The 23,268-nt window shown below is 63.0% G+C and carries 16 protein-coding genes; 8 read left to right on the forward strand and 8 right to left on the reverse strand.

Annotated elements, in window-relative coordinates; translation table 11 throughout:
* Positions 1-269: 269 nt before the first annotated feature.
* Both FJY68_03975 and FJY68_03980 read left to right on the forward strand, forming a co-directional pair.
* Complete coding sequence (locus FJY68_03975) at positions 270-665, forward strand: DUF1801 domain-containing protein (GenBank protein ID MBM3330994.1); 396 nt, start codon at positions 270-272, stop codon at positions 663-665.
* Between the two features lie 760 nt (positions 666-1,425).
* Positions 1,426-1,794 (forward strand): hypothetical protein, encoded by a 369-nt coding sequence (locus FJY68_03980; GenBank protein ID MBM3330995.1) that lies wholly within the window; start codon positions 1,426-1,428, stop codon positions 1,792-1,794.
* Between the two features lie 107 nt (positions 1,795-1,901).
* On the opposite strand, the gene FJY68_03985 is transcribed toward FJY68_03980, so the two are convergent.
* The 4 genes from FJY68_03985 to FJY68_04000 all read right to left on the reverse strand — a co-directional run bounded on the left by FJY68_03985 (position 1,902) and on the right by FJY68_04000 (position 8,415).
* A complete protein-coding gene (locus FJY68_03985; protein MBM3330996.1) occupies positions 1,902-3,632 on the reverse strand; it encodes a hypothetical protein in 1,731 nt (576 codons plus the stop codon).
* 160 nt (positions 3,633-3,792) lie between these two features.
* Complete coding sequence (locus FJY68_03990) at positions 3,793-5,394, reverse strand: T9SS type A sorting domain-containing protein (GenBank protein ID MBM3330997.1); 1,602 nt, start codon at positions 5,392-5,394, stop codon at positions 3,793-3,795.
* 9 nt (positions 5,395-5,403) lie between these two features.
* Positions 5,404-6,831: a T9SS type A sorting domain-containing protein gene (locus FJY68_03995; protein MBM3330998.1), complete on the reverse strand. Its 1,428-nt coding sequence runs from the start codon at positions 6,829-6,831 to the stop codon at positions 5,404-5,406.
* 51 nt (positions 6,832-6,882) lie between these two features.
* Positions 6,883-8,415, reverse strand: coding sequence for a hypothetical protein (locus FJY68_04000; protein MBM3330999.1), 1,533 nt, complete (start codon positions 8,413-8,415; stop codon positions 6,883-6,885).
* Positions 8,416-8,558: 143 nt separating this feature from the next.
* Between FJY68_04000 and FJY68_04005 the strand changes: the two genes are divergently transcribed.
* The 5 genes from FJY68_04005 to FJY68_04025 all read left to right on the forward strand — a co-directional run bounded on the left by FJY68_04005 (position 8,559) and on the right by FJY68_04025 (position 14,794).
* Entirely contained in the window at positions 8,559-8,672 is a 114-nt protein-coding gene (locus FJY68_04005; GenBank protein MBM3331000.1) for a T9SS type A sorting domain-containing protein, read from the forward strand.
* 192 nt (positions 8,673-8,864) lie between these two features.
* Positions 8,865-10,655: a DUF2723 domain-containing protein gene (locus tag FJY68_04010; GenBank protein ID MBM3331001.1), complete on the forward strand. Its 1,791-nt coding sequence runs from the start codon at positions 8,865-8,867 to the stop codon at positions 10,653-10,655.
* 84 nt (positions 10,656-10,739) lie between these two features.
* Entirely contained in the window at positions 10,740-11,135 is a 396-nt protein-coding gene (locus FJY68_04015) for a YjbQ family protein (GenBank protein ID MBM3331002.1), read from the forward strand.
* 101 nt (positions 11,136-11,236) lie between these two features.
* A complete protein-coding gene (locus FJY68_04020) occupies positions 11,237-12,310 on the forward strand; it encodes an alanine--glyoxylate aminotransferase family protein (GenBank protein MBM3331003.1) in 1,074 nt (357 codons plus the stop codon).
* Between the two features lie 180 nt (positions 12,311-12,490).
* Positions 12,491-14,794, forward strand: a complete 2,304-nt coding sequence (locus FJY68_04025) for a hypothetical protein (protein MBM3331004.1) — start codon at positions 12,491-12,493, stop codon at positions 14,792-14,794.
* A gap of 93 nt (positions 14,795-14,887) precedes the next feature.
* Here the strand turns inward: FJY68_04025 and FJY68_04030 are convergent, their stop codons facing one another.
* Positions 14,888-15,793, reverse strand: coding sequence for a hypothetical protein (locus FJY68_04030; GenBank protein ID MBM3331005.1), 906 nt, complete (start codon positions 15,791-15,793; stop codon positions 14,888-14,890).
* A gap of 162 nt (positions 15,794-15,955) precedes the next feature.
* Complete coding sequence (locus FJY68_04035; protein MBM3331006.1) at positions 15,956-17,251, reverse strand: hypothetical protein; 1,296 nt, start codon at positions 17,249-17,251, stop codon at positions 15,956-15,958.
* Between the two features lie 232 nt (positions 17,252-17,483).
* Between FJY68_04035 and uvrA the strand changes: the two genes are divergently transcribed.
* Positions 17,484-20,375 carry an excinuclease ABC subunit UvrA gene (gene uvrA / locus FJY68_04040; GenBank protein MBM3331007.1) on the forward strand — a complete coding sequence of 964 codons (2,892 nt, stop codon included), beginning with the start codon at positions 17,484-17,486 and terminating at the stop codon, positions 20,373-20,375.
* Here the strand turns inward: uvrA and lon are convergent.
* Both lon and FJY68_04050 read right to left on the reverse strand, forming a co-directional pair.
* Positions 20,372-22,849, reverse strand: coding sequence for an endopeptidase La (lon, locus tag FJY68_04045; protein ID MBM3331008.1), 2,478 nt, complete (start codon positions 22,847-22,849; stop codon positions 20,372-20,374). The two genes, uvrA and lon, sit on opposite strands and share 4 nt — an antisense overlap.
* Positions 22,842-23,264, reverse strand: coding sequence for an Hsp20/alpha crystallin family protein (locus tag FJY68_04050; protein ID MBM3331009.1), 423 nt, complete (start codon positions 23,262-23,264; stop codon positions 22,842-22,844). The genes lon and FJY68_04050 overlap by 8 nt, the downstream gene beginning before the upstream one ends.
* Positions 23,265-23,268 lie beyond the last annotated feature (4 nt).

The raw sequence follows: 23,268 nt of genomic DNA on the forward strand, positions 1-23,268 counted from the left end.
GAGCGCCCGAAAGTGGGGGCAACCCACTGGCGAGACCGACAGAACTGGCGGTCAGGCGAAGCAGGACCGTCGGAAGATAACTCTACTGAAAGCGAGACAGCTAACGCACGGCTTGACTCCATACCTGCTCGTCCGTGTCCGTTCGTGGGCGTGTTCATTTCCGCTCGCGAATCATAGAGCCGCCCGCCTTCAAGTCAACTTCAGGCCCGCCTCGACCGCAACGGAACCAGGAATCGCCGGGTCAAATGGAGAAACGCAAGGAGCAAACGATGAGAGAGACCAGAAAGACAGCAGCGCCCAGACGACCAAAGCCCGTAGCGGCAGTCGCGAAAGTCGATGGCGAGAACGCGGTGCTCGCGGCAATATCCAAGATGGAACACCCGTATCGCGCCATGGGCGAGCGACTACATGCCATCATCAAGGCCGGCGCGCCGACCCTGACGCCGCGAGTCTGGTACGGCATGCCCGCCTATGCCAAGAACGGCAAGGTCATCTGCTTCTTCCGCGGCGCGGACAAGTTCAAAGAGAGGTACATGACTCTCGGCTTCAACGACTCGGCGAACCTCGACGACGGCAACATGTGGCCAGTCGCCTTCGCGCTGACAGAGTTGACCCCGGCCGAAGAAACGCGAATCGCCGCCCTTGTCGAGAGAGCTGCGAGCTAGAAGCCTTCCCGCAAGCTCGCCATTACCAACCGCTAGGTTTTGCCTGGGTCCGCTCCGGCAGGAGAAGACCGGATTGCGCCTGGGCATTGATCTCCAGCCGCGACATCTGGGCGTCCGCCGACTAAGACCGAGAACGCGCACGGAGACGCGCCGCCAGCCGGCACGAACTGCCTAGCAGACGGCCGGCCCTCGCCTGCGCTGCCTGCCGAAGTTCTCAGCGCTGCCTCGCACTAGCCCGTCGGCAAGACGGCCGATTCAACCTCATACGCCCCACTACCTGCCTCTCCAGTAGAGCCGGCAACGGCGCTCCGAACAGTGACTTCGCATAAGACTCACCCTGTTGTAGACTGGGGAATGGATTAGGCGACAGTGATATCTACCGGATAAGCCGAATAACCATCAGGGGTCTATGCTATCTTATGGGCCATACACATGGCTGTATGTTGGGACGTGTTCTAGGCTAGCCTGTGGGCCACTCGGTATGTAGCCGGGGGGCTAGCCCTGGGGCTAGCGTGGTAGCTAGCGTAATATCCTGCTAACACGGCAGTTGTAGTAGCTGACCGACAATCGGCCCTCCAAGTTGCCCGCTGAGTCTCGTGCAGAGTATCTACCCTTGCCAAGATGTCTGTTCTTGGTTATGCTCTTTCACGCGTAGAAGCGCTTGCCGCTTTCCGCAGTTCAGAACGGAGTGCGCTGTAAGCTCACGAACACGAGACTATGCGGGGAGCATGCTGGTGAAAACGGAGAACTGGAGGTCAGGATGAGCGTGAGGTCGTCAGATGACAGGCTGTACAACTACACCCTGAAGCACGATACCGAGGTCATCAAGAAGCAGACGGACAAGCGACGGGACCGGATGCTGTCCAAGCAGCATACGGCGCAGGTCGAGCTGGCCAACCTTGAGGAGCAGGCCAAGGTCGTCATCGGCACACATGGGGTGCCAACGTACACCTACCCCGCCTATCTGAACTTCTGTCGGGAGGTGTGGAAAAAGTCGAAGCGTTTCAGCGGCGAGACCCTGAACCGAGAGGTAATGATCATCGAGGACAAATGGGTGGCGCGAGAGTTGAAGCGCGAGGTGCTTGACCACCTGCGGAAGGACACACTGGCGATTCCAGACCCGGCCTGAGGAAGCCGCCGGGATCCACGTTCAGGTTGAGGTCAAGGTTCAGACGGGAAGGCCGCTAACTCGACCTTAGCCTTGGCCTTGGCCTTGGCCTTGGCCTTGACCTGTTCCTACTCCCCGAACTCCCGGTCCAGCAGCCAGAGCAGGTTCTTCTTCCGCCTGTGCCGTTCGCGGAAACCGGCCAGGTACTCGCGGAACTTCCGGCTCTGCCCAAGCCCGGCGATGACGCCCTCGGCGCGGCGCAGACACCGCACCGCCGCCTTGTACGCCTCGTTGTCCGCCCCCTGCACGACATCTTCGGCGAGCCGCTGGTAGACGCCTATCGCGTCGGCCGGATGCTGCGCCTCTCTCGCGCGCGCCAGCTTGAGCCACGTCTCCTCGTGGCATCCGCCGGCCTGAGCCTCTCGCCAGGCGGCGTCAACGTTCTTCTCCTTCAGCAGTATCTCGACTATCAATGACCCGCAGCGCAGCCGCTCGTCAGCGAACTCATAGCCGGGCGCCGGTTTCGGAGCGCGGGCTACCCGCTCCTTGAGGTACTCGAGGGCCTCGTCCCTAAAGACCGACGGCTGTCCCGCCTTCTTCGCGACGGCGCGCAGCCGCGCGTAGGTGTCGATTCCCGACCTTTCGGTGAACAGGGCCCAGGCGTGATTCAGGGCCTCGGTCGTTTGTCCGCGTCGCGCGTACTCTTCGGCCAGGAGCTCGTGGAGTTCGGCCGCGCCGCCGACCGCCGACGATTTCAGGCCTGCCTCGGCCCACGCGACCGCCTTGTCCGGCTGGCCCATGTCCATGCACTCGCGTGCGGCGAAAAGGTAGGCCCACAGGATACGCATGTCCTGCCTGCAGACTTCGGCCATCAGATCCAGGTTGACCGTCAGCAGCGCGGCGTGGCGGGCAATCTCACGCACTCGATAGTCAGCCGCGGTCTTGCCGCGCGCGGCCGCCCTTCCCCGCAACTCGGCCACGGCCAGCCTGTGATAGACCGCCAGCCCCTTCTCCCCAATCAACCCGACATACCGCGCGTAGATACCATCGCGGGTCGCCTGGTCGGAACTCAACTCGAACTCGAAAAGCCACCGGGCCAGCTTCTCCGGGTCATGGTGTGACTCGGCGCACGCCTTCGCGTGCAAAGAGACGAACTGGCCGACGACCTGCTGCAGCTCTGCCCCTGGGTAGTACGACCGGCCGGCGACACTGTCCGCACGCTCAAGGCCGAACGCAGCCAGCTCCGCAACTGCTCCGGCGTGGCCGGCCTTCAGCAGCTCATGCAGAGTGTCGAGCACGGCGGTGAGCTTCTCCACCCGACCCGAATCGCGGCGGTCCGACCATGCCTCACCGCTGCGGGTCGCATCGTCGATGGCGAGCCTAATCGCGGCCACGTCAGGTCCGTCCCGGCGCGTACGCGCAGTAGCAAGAACGAGTCGCTGTCTCAGCCGCTCGTCGGTCTGCGCCTGCTCCATGACCATGTCCACGAGCTTTTCCTTTGCGAGACCAGTTAGGTAGCCCTTCACCGCCTCGGGGCTGGCGGAAAGCGACTGCGGGGTATCGGTCAACGCCTGCCGCACCAGCCACGCCGCGCCGGTCGCCACGCAGTGCTTGCAGAACAGGCCGTCCTGACCCACAGGACACGAACACCTGCCGCGTAGCCCCACGGGTTCGGCCCGCAACTCTACGTCATACCAGCGCGACCCGCGCACTCGCGCCGTGACGACGCCGTCGCTCTCCTTCAGCGCCTTCACGCGGCCCTGCTCGAAATACCGCCTCCCCCGCTCAAACGACTGCCCGTATGCGACACGCTCAAGCGCCTCTTTCGTGAGCACATCGGCCAGACTCTTCTCGGCCACGCCTCAATCTACAGCCGCCACCCGGCCGGTCAAGCACCGGGTTAGCGGCCCGCGCCGGGTTTGCTCTGGACCGCAGCCCATCCACCTCAAGTGGCCCGACTGGGAGAAAGACTGCCCGCGCTGTCGCGGGCAGGTTCCTTGCGGCAGACCCGCGTAAAAACTAGTCGGTCAGCACCACCTTGCGGCTGAAGCGCCTGTCCTCAGCGACGAGGTTGCAGAAGTAGACGCCTGCTGGCACGTAATGACCGCGGCTGTCAGTCCCGTCCCAGTCGACTACATGGGAACCCGAATGCAGCCGAGCCTGGACAGCGGTCTTGACCAGCCGGCCGGCGAAGTCAAAGACCTCCAATCGAGCTTGGGAGGGAGCAATCAGACTGAACCTGAGACGAACATGTCCCAGGGACGGATTAGGCCAAACCTCCAATCCGCAGTCCCCGCTCTGGTCCTGTCTAGTCTCAAGCCCGCCGACTTCAACCGGCACAAACTGCACAACAACCGGATTCTGGGTCGCGGGCCCCTCGCCGTGTACGAAGAAACCTGCGACCGAGTCAACCGTGTAGAGAACGCACAGGGTGTCGCGGGCCAGCAGGTCAACGACAGAAGGGAACCGCTTGGAACTCAAGTCCGGGACCGTGGTTCTGACAGCCGAGACCCAGCTAGCGCCGTTGTCATAATTGTCACTGGCATACCAGACGTCGGCGCGCGCCCGGTCAGTCGAAGGCTCGATATTCGCGGTGTCGAACTGCTCCCACGCGACGTAGAGCCCGCCATTCCGGTCCTCGCCAATGCTCGGTCGGCCGGCGAGAACCGCATTGTATCCCAGTCTCGACGTGGTGCTCAGTGCGGTTCCGGCTCGGTGAACCCGACTCCATTGCGGATTATTCTCCTCACACCAGTGCCAGATTTCGGCCGGCATCACGTATTGTTGGCCGCCGCGGAGGGGCACTACTTCAGCCACGACGTGCAACCGGTCATGCCGGTCATAGTAGGGAAACACGCCGAGATAAAACGACGGAGCAGTGTCCCCGCCAAATGCCGGCGGCGCCGGCAACTGCGCGGACGAGTCCCAACTTGTGCCGCCATCGCTTGACGTCCGATAGAAACCCTCCTGCGGCGAATCTACCCAGTACTTCACCCAGGTCAGCGTCAGCTTAGGGCTGACCTTGGAGGCGGTGATGCTGTGGCTCGGGAAGCCGGGGTCTGGCTCGGGCGGTGGCACGTGCATCGGCACACTCCAAGTGCCCCAGGTCGTGCACCGGCTGTACCACAACTGGCCGTAGTCGTCAATCGCGGCCGCGTGCAGCCGACGATTTGCGCCTACTGCAAGGGCCGCGCGCTCGGGTGACTCGCTCGGTCCGGTGCAGTACTCAAAAACCCCGGCCCCCGGCGCCGTGTCGCGCGCTACCACAATGGGCCTGCCAGCATGCGCCGACACCAATGCCGCGCCCGTTGTCGGGTCGCAGTCAAGATTGCCAAACCCGCTACGTTCGGCGAACACTGAGATGCCGTCCAGGGACCAACGCCATGAACCGGACTGGTAGTCGTAGAAGTTGTAGCGCATGTTGCGGTCCGGAAACGGGATGCTGTCGATAGAGTAAATCCAGCCGGCGTGAAGCCCGCTGACCGCCGCGTTGACGAGCATCCGATAGGCCGGCCCACCTGTCTGCCAGTCATAGGTCGTAGTGCCGACCGTGTCAATCCTGCCAACCTGTCCCACGGCCAAGCCGGCGGTGCAGAATAGGACTCCGAGCATTCTCGACATGCAGCCTACCTATCTCTGGATGATGAACTTGGTGGTCTGGGCGGTTTCGGGCCGCAGGAAATACACACCGGGGGCCAGGTGCCCGACGGCGTTTGCGCCCGGCATGAGGTCAAGCAGCCTCCGGCCGGAAAGGTCATATACCGCGGCCGGTTCGGTGCCCTCAAGATGAAGCTGGCCGGCCGTGATGCTGGGCCATACCCGCATATCGGAGATTGGGTCCCGGGCCCGCCAGGGCGCCATGACCGCAGAAGAAGCAGGCGAGAGCTGCAAGAACATCACGTCCCAGCGGTTTGGCGCGTTCGGCACCTGGCTGGTCCAGAACAAATCGACCCCGGCATCGGTTACCGGATAGCCGAGATGCGGGCAATAGGAGTAGACTGTGTCGCTGGTCAGGTTCACAATTGGCGACCACTTCTGACCATTGAACGTCCGGTATAGTATATCGTACTGGACCTTGTCGTGGGGCCGGAGGAACTTCCGGGGCCAGGCCACGTAGACTTTGCCAGCACTGTCAACGGTCATGCTGTGGGGGCGTACCATCCCGCTACCGTGGATTGACTCGCTGACCAGGACCGGCTGCGACCAGGCCGTGTCGTATGCCGCGTAGTAGAGCAGAACCAACGTATCCGTCGTCCGCAGATATCCGCGGCACCACGTCGCATGGAAGCGGCCCGCAGTGTCTGCTGCCGTGCTGGCGCTGCCTGTCTCCCAGGTTGTATCCAAGATCTGCCTTGACGACCACTGGCCGCCGCGCTTGAGACGATATGCCACCCGGTCCCGGTCGGCACGCTCGTTCCATGTTAGGAGAATGTTGTCAAACCGGTCCATCGTGACTAGCGGCGCGCAGTCGTCAGCGGGGTTCCGGGTGAGGTTCTCGGGAGTTGTCCAGCCGGAATCGTCTCGGACGCTGTACCAGACTTCACGCGGTTCCACAGGGCTCGGTGGCAGATTCCAGACCAAATGCGCGCGGTTCATGGTATCGCAGACGAGCGAGGAGTAAGGGTCACCGGCTCTCTGCCGCAAGTACGACACTCGTTCCACCGGCTGCCAGCCGATGCTGTCACGACAGCGGTAGAAAACCTCTTCGTACTCACCCTCCACCTCGTCTTCCCACCAAGAGCAGTGCAGCCGGCCCCGGCGGTCAATTGCCAGTGCCGGGTAGACTGACCTGGGCCTGCCGGTTTCGCTCACGTTGAACGTGTCGCTCCACGTGAGCCCATTGTCTGTCGAGCGCTTGTAGTAGATGTCGCTGATTTGGCCGGGCCCGTTGCCGAAGTTGTTGGAATAGACCACATGGAGAGCGCCCGTGCTGTCGCGTGCGGAACACCGCAGAGTAGCGTATCCGGGCGCGTACTCCCAAGCGGTTCGGTCGACAAAGCGAGCCGAATCCGGATAGGCTATGAGCAGCGCCAGCAGGAGTCCCATTTGCTGCGGCACACCACTTCCTCTTGGGGCGGTAGCATGACCGTCCAAGAGCTCTAGCGCCAACTACCGCAGTACGAGCACCTGTGTTCGTGCTCCGCTATCCAGACCTTCCGGCCTGAGGTAGTACACCCCCGCCGCCAGCCGTCGGCCGGATTCGTCGCGACCGTCCCAGCGGGCTTCCGAACCGGAGCAAATGAGCCTCTTGACTACACGGCCCTGGGCATCAAATGCGACGACCGAAACCCCTTCGCCAAGGGTCCGCGACAGGTGGATGAATACAGGCCCACTGGTCGGATTTGGCCAGACCGCGACTGATGCGGGTTCCGCCGCAACTACACCCGCAGACTGACCGCCTCCGGCCCGGTGGACATTTGGATTCTGCTTGTACCAGACGGCCAGTGCGTCGCCGGCCTCGCGCGAGTCGCCGAACACAACGTGCCGGCCCTGCAGGTCGGCGGTTATCTTCGGCCAACGGGAGTCCGAGTATATCCTGCTGGGCTGGAGCGATGTAAGCTGAACCTCTCGGTCCCAATTGGTCCCGAAGTCAGTAGAGCGGCGGTACTTGATGACGTCGGTATACATCCCGTGAGTCCACCAAACCACGTGAACTCCGTACTGGTCAGCCACGACATCAGGATGATACCCTGTGCCAATCCACTGGAGCGAGTCCCAGCTTGCTCCGCGGTCTGTCGAGCGTGTATAACAGATGCTGTTCCCGCCTTCCTGCCAGACCAGATGCAGCGTCCACGGATAGACTGCCTCATAGCAGTCGATCGCCGGGTAACGGGAGTCTCCTCCGGTTGCCAAGACTGGCCGCCCGCTTGTGCCATAGAACCAGCTTTCGCCACCGGTCCCTGACCAGTTGGTGCGCAGGTCGAAGTCGGCACTCGGCCCCCCTGGGCAGTTATCAGCCCAGACTACGACAATGAATCCACCCAGTGGCGGCGGAGCCTCTTGTGTTATCGGAAGCTCCGTACAGATGTCGGCCTCCTCGGAGCGGCCGGGCAGGTAAGTAAGACGCATCGCATTGTCCGGCGGCACGCCCTGACCCGGCGGTGGGCTCCAAGTCGAGCCTCCATCAGGGGAACGTTTGAAGAAAATCTCGGTGCTTTCGGCACCGTACCTGTCGTCGTCCCAAACTGCATACCGACTACCAAACAGCGAGGTCAGCGCGGGTCTGCTGCCCTGACCCATGGATCCGCTGCCCTGCCACTTTGCCCCATTGTCCGTAGAGACGTCACGGTATATGGTCTGCTGGCAGGGGGCAAGTGCGGTGACTGTTCCGCCGCGCGCCTCGAGTGCTATCGCATTGTCATTCCAGACGATAGGCCCGCCGGCGATCACAACCGCTGTAGACCAACTCAGACCGCCGTCCAACGAGCGACAATACCACGGGAAGTTGCAGTCTTGAGGGCATTGCGATGTCGCTCCGGCGACGTGGATGGCCCCGCTACTGGTGCTGATCGCGAGCCCGGTTCGACTGGACACACGCGAGCCGGCGGCCACCAGTACTTCGTCCTGCCAACCGGTCGGGTCAGCAGGTGCAGCCGCGATTGCGGCCAGCAGCAGAGCTGCTACTAAGCTGCGCTGAGACATAGAACCTCCTCTTGCTGGGTCTTCACGACCCTGTGCGAATTATAGCCCCCCTGCCCGCGCTGTCAACGAGCGATCCGTGCGATCCGTGCGCGCGTCGGGTTCTTGTAGATGCCACCATCTGCCCATGAGCCAGACCCATCAGCGTGCCCGACGGCATTTCACCGCTGGACACGCTGCGTCTAGCCAACGGCGTCTACTTCCTGCGCCTGGAGGCAGGAGCCGCAAGACACTCAACTCGGCTGGTGGTGGCTCGCTAGCGCAGAGCCCTGGACCGGCTTGGGACACGATTCCGGAAAGCCGGGACAGTCCCTCGGAGCGCGAGGACGCGCGGTACAGACCCGGTTTTCCGGTCATGTCCCCGCCGCCGCGCGGTTGACACCGGTAGCGGCCGTGGGTAAGATTGCCGAGCCCGAATGACGAGTTCCGACATCACAACCAATGGCGGTTGAATGACGCGTAACCGCTCGCAACATCTCGTCTGGCTTGCTGTCCCACTGACGTTCGGCGTCTACTTCCTCACGCTTTCCCCCGCCGTCGGCATGATTGACTCAGGCGAGTTGGCAGCCGGATGCCTCCTCTTGAACACCCTGCACTCGACTGGATACCCGCTGTATACGCTGCTCGGACGACTGGCGAGCCTGGTACCGCTGGGGACGGTGTTTCACCGGGTGGCGATGTTGAGCGCGGTTCCGGCTGCTCTTGGCGTGGCGCTCTTGCTCTTGCTCGGGCTTCGGCTTGGCCTGTCAAGACCGGTGGCCGGTGCCGCCGCGCTGCTATTGGGTTTCTCGTTTCCGGTATGGAGTTCGGCGGTCGACGTCGAGTTGTTCGGCCTGACGCTCCTCATGGTTTCGCTGCTGTGGCTCCTGGCCGAATCGGCCGGGTCGGGAAGGTCGCTGCCGGTTCTTGCCTACGTCGCCGGCCTCGCTATGACCAACCACCTGACCGCGGCCAGCACGGTTCTTGGAGTGGCGCTGGTCGTAGTCCTGAGCTATCGGAAGGACCTCGTGCGCAGGCTTCCCGCGCTGGCCTTGCTGTTGATTCTCGGGTTGTCGGTATACGTGTTTCTGGTGTTGCGCTCCCGGGCCGGCCCCCTGTTCCCGTGGGGCAATCCCGACAATCTTGAGCGCTTCTGGTGGACCGTGACGGGGAGGGAGTTTCAGATCCGGATGTTCTCCCTGCCGTTCCCGGCGGTTGTGCACAATGCCGTCCGCGGGGCAGCGCTCCTGGCCCGCAGCCTCGTGTATGTGCTGGTTCCGGTCGTCTTCTATGGCGCGGTCCGGCTGTTCCGCCAGCGGCGAAACCTGGCCATCGGACTCATTGTGGCAACCGTGCTGCTCTTTGGCTATGCAGTCAACTACAACATTCCGGATATCAAACCCTACTACATACCCTGCGTGTTTGCGCTCATTCTGCTCGCCGCGGTCGGGCTCGAAGGGTTGATCTCGAACGTCGAACGTCGAGCGCGGAGCCCTGTAGCCAGGACTGCGCTCCGACAGGCACCCTGGCTTCTCGGAATTGCAGCGCTGGTCCTGAACTTCCCGGTTGCGGGCAAGCAGGGCGACTACGTCGCCCACGATTACATGATGAACATGCTGACATCCGCCGGGCAGAACGCCACCATCATCACCAACTGGCGGGACCTCTCCGGGCCCATGTTCTACCTGCAGCACGCCGAGCACGTCCGGCCGGACGTGTGCTTCATCGACAAAGAGCTGCTTCGAGAACCATGGTACCTCCACTACCTCGAGCGCGACTATCCCTGGTTGGTTGAGCGCTCTCGGGCCGAGATCGAGGCGTACCGACCGTACGTTGAGCAGTTTGTACACGGCCAGATCAAGAACACCGCCGAGATTCAGCGTCGTTACATCGCTCTGCTTGAGAGCTTCGTCGACCGCAGCCCGGAACGGCCGGCCTATACGACCTTTGATGTGACTAAACGGCGCGGCGCCGACGCCGGTTTGATGTTTGTCGGCGTGCGCCGCGCGCCGGTCGGAGTGCTGTTCCAGATCAGGCGCGACTCAGTCCTGCCTGATTTCGACTATGCCAAGCTCGTCGTCCGCCTGCCGCGGAACGAACCTGACTCACTGACCCGGGCTGTGCTGTCCGTCTACCGGCACTTCGTCATTCGCCGCGCGAATGCGCTCGCGGAGTTCGGACGCCCGGACGAGATTCCGCCGCTGCTCGCGTGGTACCGCTCGCTCCCCGTCGCCCGCCTGGCGCCGCTTCCGGACAGCAGCTAGCACACAAAGACATGGACGCCGTCATTCCGCGCGGCCTGCGCGGTTGACAGCGGTAGCGGCCGTGGGTAAGATTGCCCAGTCCGAATGACGAGTTTCGAGGTGACAACGCATGTCCGCACGGAGCTTCTCGATATCACCGACAAGGTGAGGGACGCCGTCGCTCAATCCCAGGTCGGCTCGGGGATGTGTTTTGTCTACGTGCCACACACGACCGCGGGAGTAACCGTGAATGAGAGTTACGACTCGGACGTGGCTCGCGACATCACGGAAGCTCTATCGAAGCTTGTCCCCCATCGCGGCGGGTACGCCCATTCCGAGGGCAATTCCGACGCGCACATTAAGGCGGCAATGGTCGGCTCCTGCCAGGCAATGCCGGTCGAGGATGGCCGGCTGACTCTCGGCCGGTGGCAGGGAGTCTTTTTCTGCGAATTCGACGGCCCGCGGCAAAGGCGGGTCCAGGTACAGGTAACAGGCAAATGAGGGACAAGAGATGAAGGGACAAAGGGATAGAGTGACGGATTCCGCGCACTTGATCCCTCGATCCCTTGATCCCTCGATCCCTTCTCTCTAAAGGAGGTCCGTTGGCACATAAGAAGCTCTTCATCCCGGGCCCGACCGAGGTCCGGGAAGAAGTCCTCAAAGCACAGGGGCAGTGGATGATCGGGCATCGCTCGAAGGATTTCGGCGAGCTCAACAAACGCTGCATTGACAAGAGCAAGCAGATACTGAACACCAAGAACTATCTGTTCTGGTACACGTCTTCCGGCACCGGCTGCATGGAAGGCGCGCTCCGCAACGTCGTGACCGGAAAGATACTCCACACCGTCAACGGCGCGTTCTCGGACCGCTGGTTCAAGATCTCCAAAGCCTGCGGCAAGCAGGCAAGCTCCTTGGCGGTCGAGTGGGGCAAGGCGATCAAGCCGGAGATGGTCGACGCCGAACTCGCCAAGGGCGGCTACCAGGCAGTCACCATCACCCAGAACGAAACCTCGACCGGCGTGCGCAATCCGATTGAGGATATCGCCAAGCTGGTTCGCACCAAGTACCCGGACGTGCTCATCCTGGTCGACGCAGTGTCCGGCATCATGGGCGACTGGTTCGACATCGACGGCCTGGGACTCGACATCGTGGTCGCATCGTCACAGAAGGCGGTCGCGCTGCCGCCCGGCCTGGCCATCTCCGTTATCTCCCAGCGCGCGCTCGACAAGTGCCGCACGGTGACCGACCGCGGTTACTACTTCGACTACGATGCGATGCTCAAACGCTACGAGAAGGACTTCCAAACCCCGACCACGCCCGCGGTGTCGCTCTTCTGGGCCCTTGACCTCCAGCTCGATGCCATCCTGAAGGAAGGAATGCAGAACCGCTACCAGCGCCACCTGGAAATGGCGAGGTTCACCCGCGACTGGACCGCGAAGTACTTCAAGGTCTACGCGGAGCCCGGCTATGAGTCGGTCACCTTGACCACGGCTGCCAACACGCGCAACATCGTGGTCAAGGACCTGAACAGCGAGCTCGGCAAGCGGGGCATGCAGATCTCCAACGGCTACGGCGACATCAAGGAAAAGACCTTCCGCATTGCGCACATGGGCGACCTCACAATGGCGGACATGAAGGAAGTGACCACCGCCATCGTGGACGTGCTCAAGTTGTAGTAACACGACTGGCCTGACGACCCTGACGCCTCGCGGCCGATACCCGGCGGTGGGGCGTCAGACGTTTCTACGGCCGGCTATTCCAGGAGAGCCGCCCGGTGTCGACCTAGGAGACCCCTCAGGCGAGACGCCTCCAACCGCTGCACTCCGTCGGGGTGACGTCTGCAGACGGTTTCATCAATGAGCGAACTGGCGTTGGTGGTCTTGCTGCTGGGCACCTTTCTCCGGGTCGGAACCGTCGGTTCGCGCGCGACCGAACCCTATGCGGACGCGGCGGTCATCCGCTTCGCCAACGGCATGAACATCGACACCCGCGTCACTCCCTTGCCTGAGCCGGGCTCGCACCTGGAGACTGGGACCTGCTGGCTTGTGCACCTGACCGGCCCGGTGCGGCAGGAATGGCTGGCAAAGCTCAGGCGCCTCGGAGCCGATCCGGTCTGTTACCTCGCGTACCAGACGCTTGTGTGCAGGCCGTGGCGAGACATACCGGCCAGCGAGGTGAGAGGGCTGGACTTCGTCGACTGGCTCGGTCCCTTGCCAGCGGCAGCCAAACTCGCCCCTGAATTGACTGCCTTTGCTACCGGCTCCTCCCTCATCCCTCATCCCTCATCCCTCTTTATCCTCTCCGTCTGGCCGGGTTGCGACCCGAACGCCGTCGCTCTGGCGATAACCTCAGCCGGCGGAGAGGTCACCAAGGTGGCAGGCCACTCCGTCCGTTTCCGGTTTGATGCCTCGCGCGTTTCTGAACTGGCTGAGATGGAAGCCGTCGCCTGGATTCAGGAATGCAGTCCGGCCCGGAGCTTCAACCGCGATGTGCAGTGGGTCATGCAGATCGGCTGGCGACCGGAGCGTCCCGACGAAATCACCGGCCGCCCCCTCTGGCAGCACGGCATCCGCGGCCAGAATATGGTCGTCGGCTTGTTCGACACCGGAATATCCACCGAGCATGACATGTTCATCGACTCGTCCGTACCGATAACAGCGCCCGGTCTCTTCCCCGGGCACCGCAAGATAGTCGCGTACAAGCTCTACGAAGGCGCCGCCTTCGGCGATGCGGGCAGTCATCACGGCACAGCGGTCGCCGGGACCCTCTGCGGCAACGACTCGGTCGCAGGCAACGCGTCCGACCTCGACGGAGTCGCGCCGGACTGCCGCCTCTACTTCGTCGACGAGGGAAGCGCCTTCGGCTTCCACGTGTTCGACACCGACTTCACCGCGCTCCTCGACTCGGTTCGTCTGAGCAACGGACTGATCGAGCCGGTCCGTCAGGTGTCCGGCTCGTTCGGCACCGAAGAAAGCCTGAGCTACTACCGGATCGAGGAGTCGTCGGTCGACGCGGTTTGCTGGAAAGACAAGCAATTCCTGGTGCTCTGGGCCGCGGCCAATCGCCGAGGACCCCGCTACAACATCGGCCACCCGGCCGTAGCCAAAAACGTCCTGACCGTCGGCGCCTGCCACAACGGCACGCAGAGCAACAGCGTCTGGTTTCAATCATCCCGCGGCCCGTGCCGGGACGAACGCATCAAGCCTGACATCCTCGCTCCGGGCGTGGATGTTGCCACTGCCGACGGCCGCGCTCCTCACTCCTACGTAACGTCCAGCGGCACCAGCCTGTCCGCGCCGGCCGCGAGCGGTGCTCTGATGCTGCTGCGCCAGTACTTCGCCGAAGGCCGCTATCCGACCGGGACGCCCGATTCGGCACGTCGCATCACCCAGCTCAGCTCGGCGCTGATGCGCGCAATGGCAGTTGCGGCTGCCGACTCGAATGTCGGCGACGAATACATGCCCAACGATGCCGCGGGATGGGGCCGGCTTGATGTCTCAACCATCATGCACTTTCCCGGCGACAGCAACGGACTTGCGTTCGGCGACCAGCCGGTCGGGGTCGCAACCGGGCAGGACATGACCTTTCAGTTCGAGCTGGCCGGACGCGCGCCGATCCATGTCGTACTGGCCTGGACCGACACCGCTGCCGCGCCCGGGGCGGCAATTGCGATTGTCAACGACCTCGACCTGGAGCTGACCAGCCCGGATGGAAACCATTACCGCGGCAACCAGTTCTACAGAGGCTGGTCTTGGACGAATCCGCCGGACTGGGATAGTCGCAACGTCGTGGAAGTGTGCCGTGTCCCACATCCCCTGACCGGACGCTGGACCGCACGCGTCATCGGCCGCAACGTCTACACACCTCTCCAGCCGTTTGCCGTCGCTGTGCGGGGCGGAATCGCCGGCATTGGCCCCGGCGTTGCAGAGTCGGACACGGCTGTTCCTCGAAGAGCAGTCCCGAGGACGGCGTTTGCGCTGCCCCATCGGCCCGGCTGGAACCTGGCGGTTTTCGCCATCGATGGCAGACAGGTATTCGAGGTACTCGTTCCCAGGTCGGGGCCACCGCAGTTGCCGCTTCTGTCGCCCGGAGTCTACCTCTACCGGCTTTCCTCCGGCAATCTGCCGCCCGAAACCGGCAAACTGGTGATCGCGCGCTAGCGGGTCGGGCAGGAAATCAAGGAGCAATGGAACCGGGCCTGCAGTTGCCCGGCACCGGATGCCTTGTATCTCTCCAGCGTGGATTCCTCCCGGCTACACCAGCCCGGGAACCCACTTCGTGTTGATTACCACCTCGCGGTTCCACATCACCGCGGCGACCCGTACTCCGACAATCTGGTCCAGGAAAGCGACGGTGTCAAGCAACCTCCCGATTCCCCATACGTCGCCCTCAACCTGCATGTAGCGGTCGCGATAGGTCTTGCCGGAAAACACGACCCTGAGCCCGGCCTCGGCGACAAGCCGCTCCAGCCGGTCCGGACGGTGCCCGGTCTCTATCAGAAAGTGGAAATGGCCGAAGTTTTCAACCGGCGCCCAGTTCACCTCCGGCAGGACGCGCAGGACTCCCGTGCGATTGGTGTCGCTCCAAAGCAGCCGGTCGAGCTTGGCCCGCACCCAGGTCTGGGTTCGGTCCATGGCCAGGCCGACTTCGGGAATCCCGGACTCCGGGTGCTCGACCAGGTAGCGTACCAGGTCCTTCTCGTCTCTGGAAAGAGGCAGGGCAACCGGGAAAGAGTATTCGGCGACCCGGTACACCTCGTGGTAGTCGATGCCCGGCGCTTTGCGGATGAAGTCGGCCTCCTTGTCGAAGTCGCGCGAGTAGAACAGCACCGCCAGGTTCGGCCCCACCTGGTCTGGCAGGCTTGCGTTCAGCACGATTTCGCTCACGAACGGCAGCTTGGCCGCGAGCGCGTTCGCGAGACCCAGGCCACTTCTTGAGTTGGCAAGCACGGCGGCCCAGACCCAGTCGCCGCCCAGGAGCGGCGGCACTACGAGCGTGGTCTTGAACCCACGGATCACGCCGAGCGAGATGAGCCGCCGCAGGCGCTCCGCGTAGTCCGCCGGCTTAAGCCCTGCCGTCGTCACCTCGCCGTCAGTGGGAAACCACCCTCGGGTCTCGGCCAGCCTCAGCGCCGCAACGTCGCTCTTCTCAAGTATCATCACGCCTCCTGCTCGGGTCCGCATTCGTCATTCGGAATCCGGACTTCGTCGTACCGGCCGCCTCCTCACCCTCGCTCCGCTCTCCCTCTCCTCTGAGAGGAGAGGGACGGGATGAGGAGTATCCCGTACTTCGTCATTAGGAATTCGGACTTCGTCATCTCTCTAGTACGACCCCTTCCTCGACAGCACCGCACTCGGGGTCCTGAGTATGATCTTCAGGTCCTCCCAGAAAGTCCACTCCTGCACGTAGCTCGTGTCCATCTGCACGCGCGAGTCGTAGCTCGTGTCGTTTCTGCCCGATACCTGCCACCGGCCCGTGGCCCCGGGCGGGACGCGGAACATCACCAGCGAATGCTCTTTGTAGTACTTCACCTCATCGTCCACAATTGGCCGCGGCCCGACGAAACTCATCTGGCCCGCCACGATGTTGAAGAACTGCGGCAGTTCGTCGATGCTGAAATCGCGCAGGAACCTGCCCACGCGGGTGACGCGCGGGTCGTTCTTCAGCTTGAACTTCTCCTCGAACTCCTGCTTAAGCGCAGGGCTGGAGTCAAGCAGGGCCTTCAGCCGCAGGTCTGCGTCCCGGTGCATGGTCCGGAACTTGAGTATCCTGAGGTCGCGCATGTTCCGCCCCAGCCGTCGGTGCCGGTAGAAGACCGGGCCCGGGCTGTCCAGCTTGATGACGACACTTGTGACGATATAGACCGGACTCAGGATGATAATGGTCAGCGCGGACAGCACCAGGTCCACGACGCGCTTCAGCCTTCGGCCCACACCGGAGAGCGAATACGAGGCAATCGGCCGCGGATGGGGTCCGGACAGATACGTTGACATCTTGAAAGAAGGAACGCCGATGAAATCGACGAAGTAGTCACTCGACAGGCCGGCCACAATGTACTCGGTCTTCGGATTCGAACTGTCGACGATGATCGTGTCGTACTTGGCGACTCGTCCCCGGTCGTCCGAGTTCGCCTTGAGCCATGCCGGGAGGTCTTCGAGCGTGATGACCTCAACGCATTCGAAGCCCCACCAGCGCAGCAGCCTAGTCTTGGTGAAGTGCAGATCGGTGACGAGCAGCACGGGCTGACGGGTAAGGTAACGCAGGCAAAGGCCGATCAACGGTGCGAGAGCGTTCAGGTAGACCCAGAGCGCCAGCCAGAACTTGACCGTTACCGCCTCGGCCCAAGGCCATACGCCGTGCAGGAAGCTGTATCCGGCGTAGGCCAGGCCGAACGCGGCCTGGGTTCTTAGCGTGAGGCCGAAATTGGCGCGGGAGGTCGCTTCGAACTCTCCGGCCACGTAGCTCGCGCCGATGAGGATGATCCAGACGGCGACGACCGTAGTCACGGATGCCGAGTCCTGTACGAACGTGTTCCTGAGAATGGTGATGGCGAGCAACAGGAACAGCAGCTCCATCACTACCCGTACAGGACCGTTGTTCCTTGAGCTTATCTTCATCTACTGGGTCTCTGGCAGTCTATCAGGAGCACCCAGCCAGTCAAGCGCGCCAGCCTCTCAGCCCCGTCAGACCGTCGAGTGGATGCTTCGCACCGCCCTGTTCCTTGACCCTGTGGTTACGGTCAGCTACGCTTTCTTTCCCATGCCAGAAAGCAAAGTGCGAGCGCCGAATGCCGAACGCCAAACGCCGGCCGGGCTTGGGACACGATCCGAATCCGCTGCGGATTCGGTCATGTCCCGCGACGATGTGATCAGCATCCGCGGGGCGCGGGAGCACAACCTGAAGAACATCAGCCTCGACATCCCGCGCAACAAGCTGGTAGTCATCACCGGCCTGTCCGGCTCGGGCAAGTCGTCGCTCGCGTTCGACACCATCTACGCCGAGGGCCAGCGCCGGTACATCGAGTCGCTCTCGGCCTATGCCCGGCAGTTCCTCGGCATGCTGGAGAAGCCGGATTGCGACCAGATTACCGGCCTCTCCCCGGCCATCGCCATCGAGCAACGTACCTCGGCCCGCAACCCGCGTTCCACTGTCGGCACAGTCACGGAGATCTACGACTACCTGCGCCTGCTCTTTGCCCGTATCGGTAAGCCCTACTGCCCCAAATGCGGTAAGCCGATCTCATCCCAAACCACCGACCAGATCGTAGACAATCTGCTCGCCCTGACCGAAGGCACGAACCTCATCATCCTCGCCCCGTTGATACGCGCCCGCAAAGGCGAGTACAAGGAGCTGCTGGTCAAGGCCAAGCGCCGGGGTTACATCCGTGTGCGAGTCGACGGAAAGCTCTTCGAAGTTGATGAGGTGCCGGACCTCGAGCGCTACAAGAAGCACGACATCGAAGTCGTGGTTGATCGGCTGCAGGTGAAACCGGATGCAAGGAAGCGCCTGGCCGACTCGGTCGAGCTGGCGCTGAAAGAGGGCAATGGGCTGTGTATCGTCGCGACCCAAAGGGCCGCGACCGAAGTCCAAAGTCCCAAGTCAAAAGTCCCAAGTCCCGAGAGCCGCGCCGAAGGTGGCGACCTTGTGTTCTCGGCAGCCTTGGCCTGCCCGGAGTGCGGGTACAGCCTGGGCGAGATTTCACCCCGTCTCTTCTCGTTCAACGCGCCGCAGGGCGCCTGCCCGACCTGCCACGGACTCGGCACCAAGATGGAAATCGACCCGGACCGGGTCATCTCCAACCCTGACCTGTCGGTGATGGACGGTGCGCTCCAGCCCTGGGGCGAGGCACGGGAACGAAGCCAGTGGTTCACCGCGCCGCTCAAGACTCTGGCACGCCGGCACGGCTTCAAGCTCGACACGCCGTGGAAGAAACTTCCCGCCTTTGCCAGGCGGCTGATTCTCTACGGCTCCGAGGAGGACCTCAAGGTCAAGTACACGCGCTGGGACGACAGCGAGTTCTACTGGCAGCACAAGTTCGAGGGCCTGATGCCGAACCTGCTCCGTCTATACCATGAGACCGAGTCCGAGTCACGACGCGAGTGGATTGAAGGATTCATGACCCTGCTCCCTTGCCCCGATTGCCAGGGCCGGCGGCTGAAGCCAGAAGCCCTGGCGGTGCGCATCGGCGACGTGAACATCGCCGAACTGAGCGCTTTCTCCATCCGCCGCTGCCACGAGTACTTCATGCGTGAACTGAAGCTCACGGGCCGGGACGAGGAAGTGTCCCGCGAGGTCATCAAGGAGCTCCGCAAGCGGCTCGGCTTTCTCACCGCGGTCGGAATCGACTACTTGACCCTGGACCGCACCGCCGAGACCCTGGGCGGCGGCGAGGCCCAGCGCGTACGCCTCGCCACGCAGATCGGCTCCGGGCTCGTCGGCGTCGTCTACATCCTCGACGAACCTTCCATCGGCCTGCACCAGCGGGACAACCGAAAGCTGCTTGGAACACTGACCCGGCTGCGCGACCTCGGCAACACGGTCATCGTGGTCGAGCACGATGAGGAGACAATCCTTGAAGCCGACCACGTCATCGACCTCGGCCCGGGCGCGGGCGACACCGGCGGCAGAGTCGTGGCCCAGGGCCCACCCCAAGAGATCAAACGCAACCCGGACTCGCTGACCGGCGCCTACCTGTCGGGCCGGAAGAGCATCGCGCTGCCGGCCGAACGGCGCGAACCCCGAATCGGCGCTCTCACTGTCCAAGGCTGCAAGGAGAACAACCTCAAGAACACGGACATATCGGTGCCGCTCGGCCTGTTCGTGGCCGTGACCGGTGTCTCCGGCTCAGGCAAGAGCACGTTCGTGTCCGACATCCTGTACCGGGCGCTCGCCCGCCACTTCTACGACTCGCGGGAGAAGCCCGGCGCCCACGACCACATCGCCGGCATCGAGAAGATCGACAAGGTCATCAACATCGACCAGTCGCCGATCGGCCGCACCCCGCGCTCAAACCCCGCGACCTATACCGGTGCGTTCGGGCCGATCCGCGAGCTGTTCGCCAGAACCAAGGATGCGCGGATGCGCGGGTACAAGCCGGGGCGGTTCTCTTTCAACGTGAAGGGCGGCCGGTGTGAGGCGTGCGGCGGCGACGGCATCATCAAGGTAGAGATGCACTTCCTGCCCGACGTCTACGTCACCTGCGAGGTCTGCCGGGGCAGGCGCTACAACCGCGAGACGCTGGAGGTGAAGTACAAGACGAAGAGCATCAGCGACGTGCTGGAAATGTCAGTCCTGGAGGCGGACCTGTTCTTCGCGAACGTCCCGGCGGTCGCGCGCAAGGTCCGGCTGCTGGAGGAGGTGGGCCTCGGCTACGTCAAACTCGGCCAGTCGGCGACAACGCTCTCCGGTGGCGAGGCCCAGCGTATCAAGCTGGCCCGCGAGCTATCGAAGATTGCCACCGGCCGTACCCTCTACCTTCTCGATGAACCCACGACCGGGCTCCACTTCGAGGACGTCCGGCTGCTGCTCGGCGTGCTCGACCGGCTGGTTGCCCGCGGCAACACCGTGCTCGTCATCGAGCACAACCTCGAAGTCATCAAGTGTGCTGACTGGATAATCGACCTTGGGCCCGAGGGCGGGGACGAAGGCGGTACGGTTGTCGTGGCCGGAACGCCGGAAAAGGTCGCCTCGTGCGAATCCTCGCACACCGGCAAGTACCTGAAACCGCTGCTTAGACGCTAGACGCCAGACGCGTCACGACCGACGCCAGCAGCCTGCCGCGCCACGCACGCTGCTTTCGGCGTCCTGGGTCCGGCGTCCTGCGTAGAGCGTTGGGCGCAGGTTTTCGGAAACAACACTCGACAGAGGTCACCGACCGACTTCACGAAGCGGAACTTGAGCCCTTTCCTGACATTGGCCGGGACGTCCCTCAGGTCGCGGCGATTCTCGACCGGCAGGATGACGGCCTTGATCCCGGCCCGGCTCGCAGCCAGCACCTTCTCTTTCACGCCGCCGATGGGCAGCACCCGGCCGGTGAGCGTTATCTCTCCGGTCATGGCGATGCGCGGGTCGAGCGACTCCCGGCGGAGCAGGGAAATCACCGAGGCCGCGATAGCGATGCCGGCCGATGGTCCGTCTTTCGGGGTCGCGCCCGCCGGGATATGGATATGGAGGTCAGACTCCTCGAAGAACTTCTCGTCGATTCCTAGCTGCCGTGCGTGTGCCCTCACGTAGGTGAGCGCGGCCTCGGCCGATTCCTTCATTACGTCACCCAGCAAACCGGTCAGCAGCAGCTGCTTTTTACCCTTCATAAGCGATGACTCGATGAAGAGTATCTCACCGCCGAAGGGCGTGACCGCAAGCCCGGTCGAAACGCCGGCGTGCATCCGTCGTGCCGCGACTTCGGAAGAGAAACGGCGCGGCCCGAGCAGCTTCCTTACCTCGGGCGAGTCGATGGTCGAGAGCTTGCTCCGGCCCTCAGCGAACCGTCGCGCGAGCTTGCGCATCACCGACCCGACCTCCCGCTCCAGGTTCCTGACCCCGGCTTCGCGGGTGTACTCGCTCACAATCAGCTTCAGGGCTTCGTCTTTGAACTGGACCTGCTCTTTGGTCAGACCATTCTGCGTGAGCTGCCTCGGCACCAGGAAGCCTTTGGCAATCGAGATCTTCTCCTCGTCGGTGTAGCCCGGCAACTCGAGTATCTCCATCCGGTCGCGAAGCGCGGGGATGATCGTGTCGGCCACATTGGCGGTGGTGATGAACATCACCTGCGACAGGTCGACCGGCACTTCCAGGTAGTGGTCGGAGAAGCTGAAGTTCTGCTCCGGGTCGAGCACCTCGAGCAGGGCCGACGACGGGTCTCCGCGGAAGTCGGTCCCGACCTTGTCGATTTCGTCGAGCATGAAAACCGGGTTCATAGATCCGGCGGTGCGCAGTCCCTGCACGATTCTTCCGGGCAGCGCCCCAACGTAGGTCCGGCGGTGGCCGCGGATTTCGGCCTCGTCCCTGATTCCGCCCAGGGAGAAGCGCTGGAACTTCCGACCCAGGGCCCGAGCGATCGAGCGACCAAGCGACGTCTTACCCACACCCGGCGGTCCGATGAAGCACAGTATCGGCCCCTTGGAGTCCTGCATAAGCTTCCGCACCGACAGGTACTCGAGAATCCTCTGCTTTACCTTGTCGAGATTGTAGTGGTCCTCGTTGAGTATCTTGCCGGCCTGTCTCACGTCGAGGATGTCCTCGGTCCGCACCTTCCACGGCACGGCCAGCAGCCAGTCAAAGTAGTTGCGCGTGACCGAGTACTCGGATGCCGCGGGTGACATGCGCGACAGCCGGTCGAGTTCCCGGCGGGCCGCTTCCAGCGCGGCCTGAGGCATGCCTGCCTCCTCGACCTTCTTCCGCAACTCATCGATTTCCGCCTGGGTCTGGTCCGACTCGCCCAGCTCCTTCTGGATCGCCTTCATCTGCTCGCGCAGGAAGTACTCGCGCTGCGACTTGTCGAGCTCGCCCTTGACCTGGTCGCGGATCTTCGCGCCCAGTTCGAGGATGCCTATCTCCTTCGAGAGCATCGGCAGCAGCGCCTGCAGACGTTCCTTCACATCCAGCATCTCCAGCAGCCGCTGCTTCTCCGACAGGTCGAAGTTGACGTAGGTCGCCGCGAAGTCGGCCAGCCGGCCCGGCGACTCGAAGTTCCGCACCACGGTGTTGACGTCGTCGGGCAGGTACGGCGCCAGCTCGGCCAGCTTGCCGAATGTATCGGTCACACTTCGCATCAATGCCCGGGTCGCGGTGTCCTTCTGCCCGGTCTCCTCAAGCGGGGCCACCCTGGCCCGCAGGTACGGGGCGCCCGGAAGGTACTCTTCGACCCGTGCCCGCCGCATCCCCTGCAGCAGCAGCCGCATCGTCCCGTCCGGGAACCGGAGCATCTTCAGGATGACCGAGATGGTGCCGACTTCGAACAGGTCGGGGGGTTCGGCCTCTCGCTCCAGCGCCGTGTCGCGCTGCGTAACCGCGCAGACCAGCTTGTCACCGGCCAGCGCGTCGTCCACCAACTTGGCCGAGCGCTCGGTCGAAACTACCAGCGGCGACACGAGGCTTGGGAAGACGATGCCGCCCTTGACTACGAGCACAGGCAGCTCGCCCGGGAACTGGCCCAGCTTCAACTGCTCATCGGTTTTGACTTCGGCCTTGACTGTTGTCTCGGGATTGTCACTCAACTCGTATCACCCTCACGGTGCTGACACCGGTTCGGTCGAGCTCCAGGCTCAGCACTCCGTCCTTGATGTTTACCTTGATGCTGTCGGGGCTGACTGTGAACGGCAGGTTCACCCGCTTCTCAAACCCTCCATACGGGATCTGGGATTCATAGAAGGTAACCCCGCGCCGGACCTTCTCCGGCGGGCGCTTGATGCCGAGAATCTGGACCATCCTGGCCCCGACCCGGACGTGAACCTCTGACCCCGGGACGCCGGGAACTTCAGCCATCAGGTAGATCTTGGCTTCGCTTACGAAAAGATCAACCGGGGGCTCCCAGACGGCATTGCTCTCTTCGACTCCGAAGAACCGCTCGAACAGCTCATCAATGTCGTGGCTAACGGATACTATGCCGGTGAAATGCCGTAACCTATCCATTGCT

It is taken from the genome of candidate division WOR-3 bacterium (assembly GCA_016867815.1).
Classification (GTDB): domain Bacteria; phylum Hydrothermota; class Tepidihabitantia; order Tepidihabitantales; family Tepidihabitantaceae; genus UBA2258.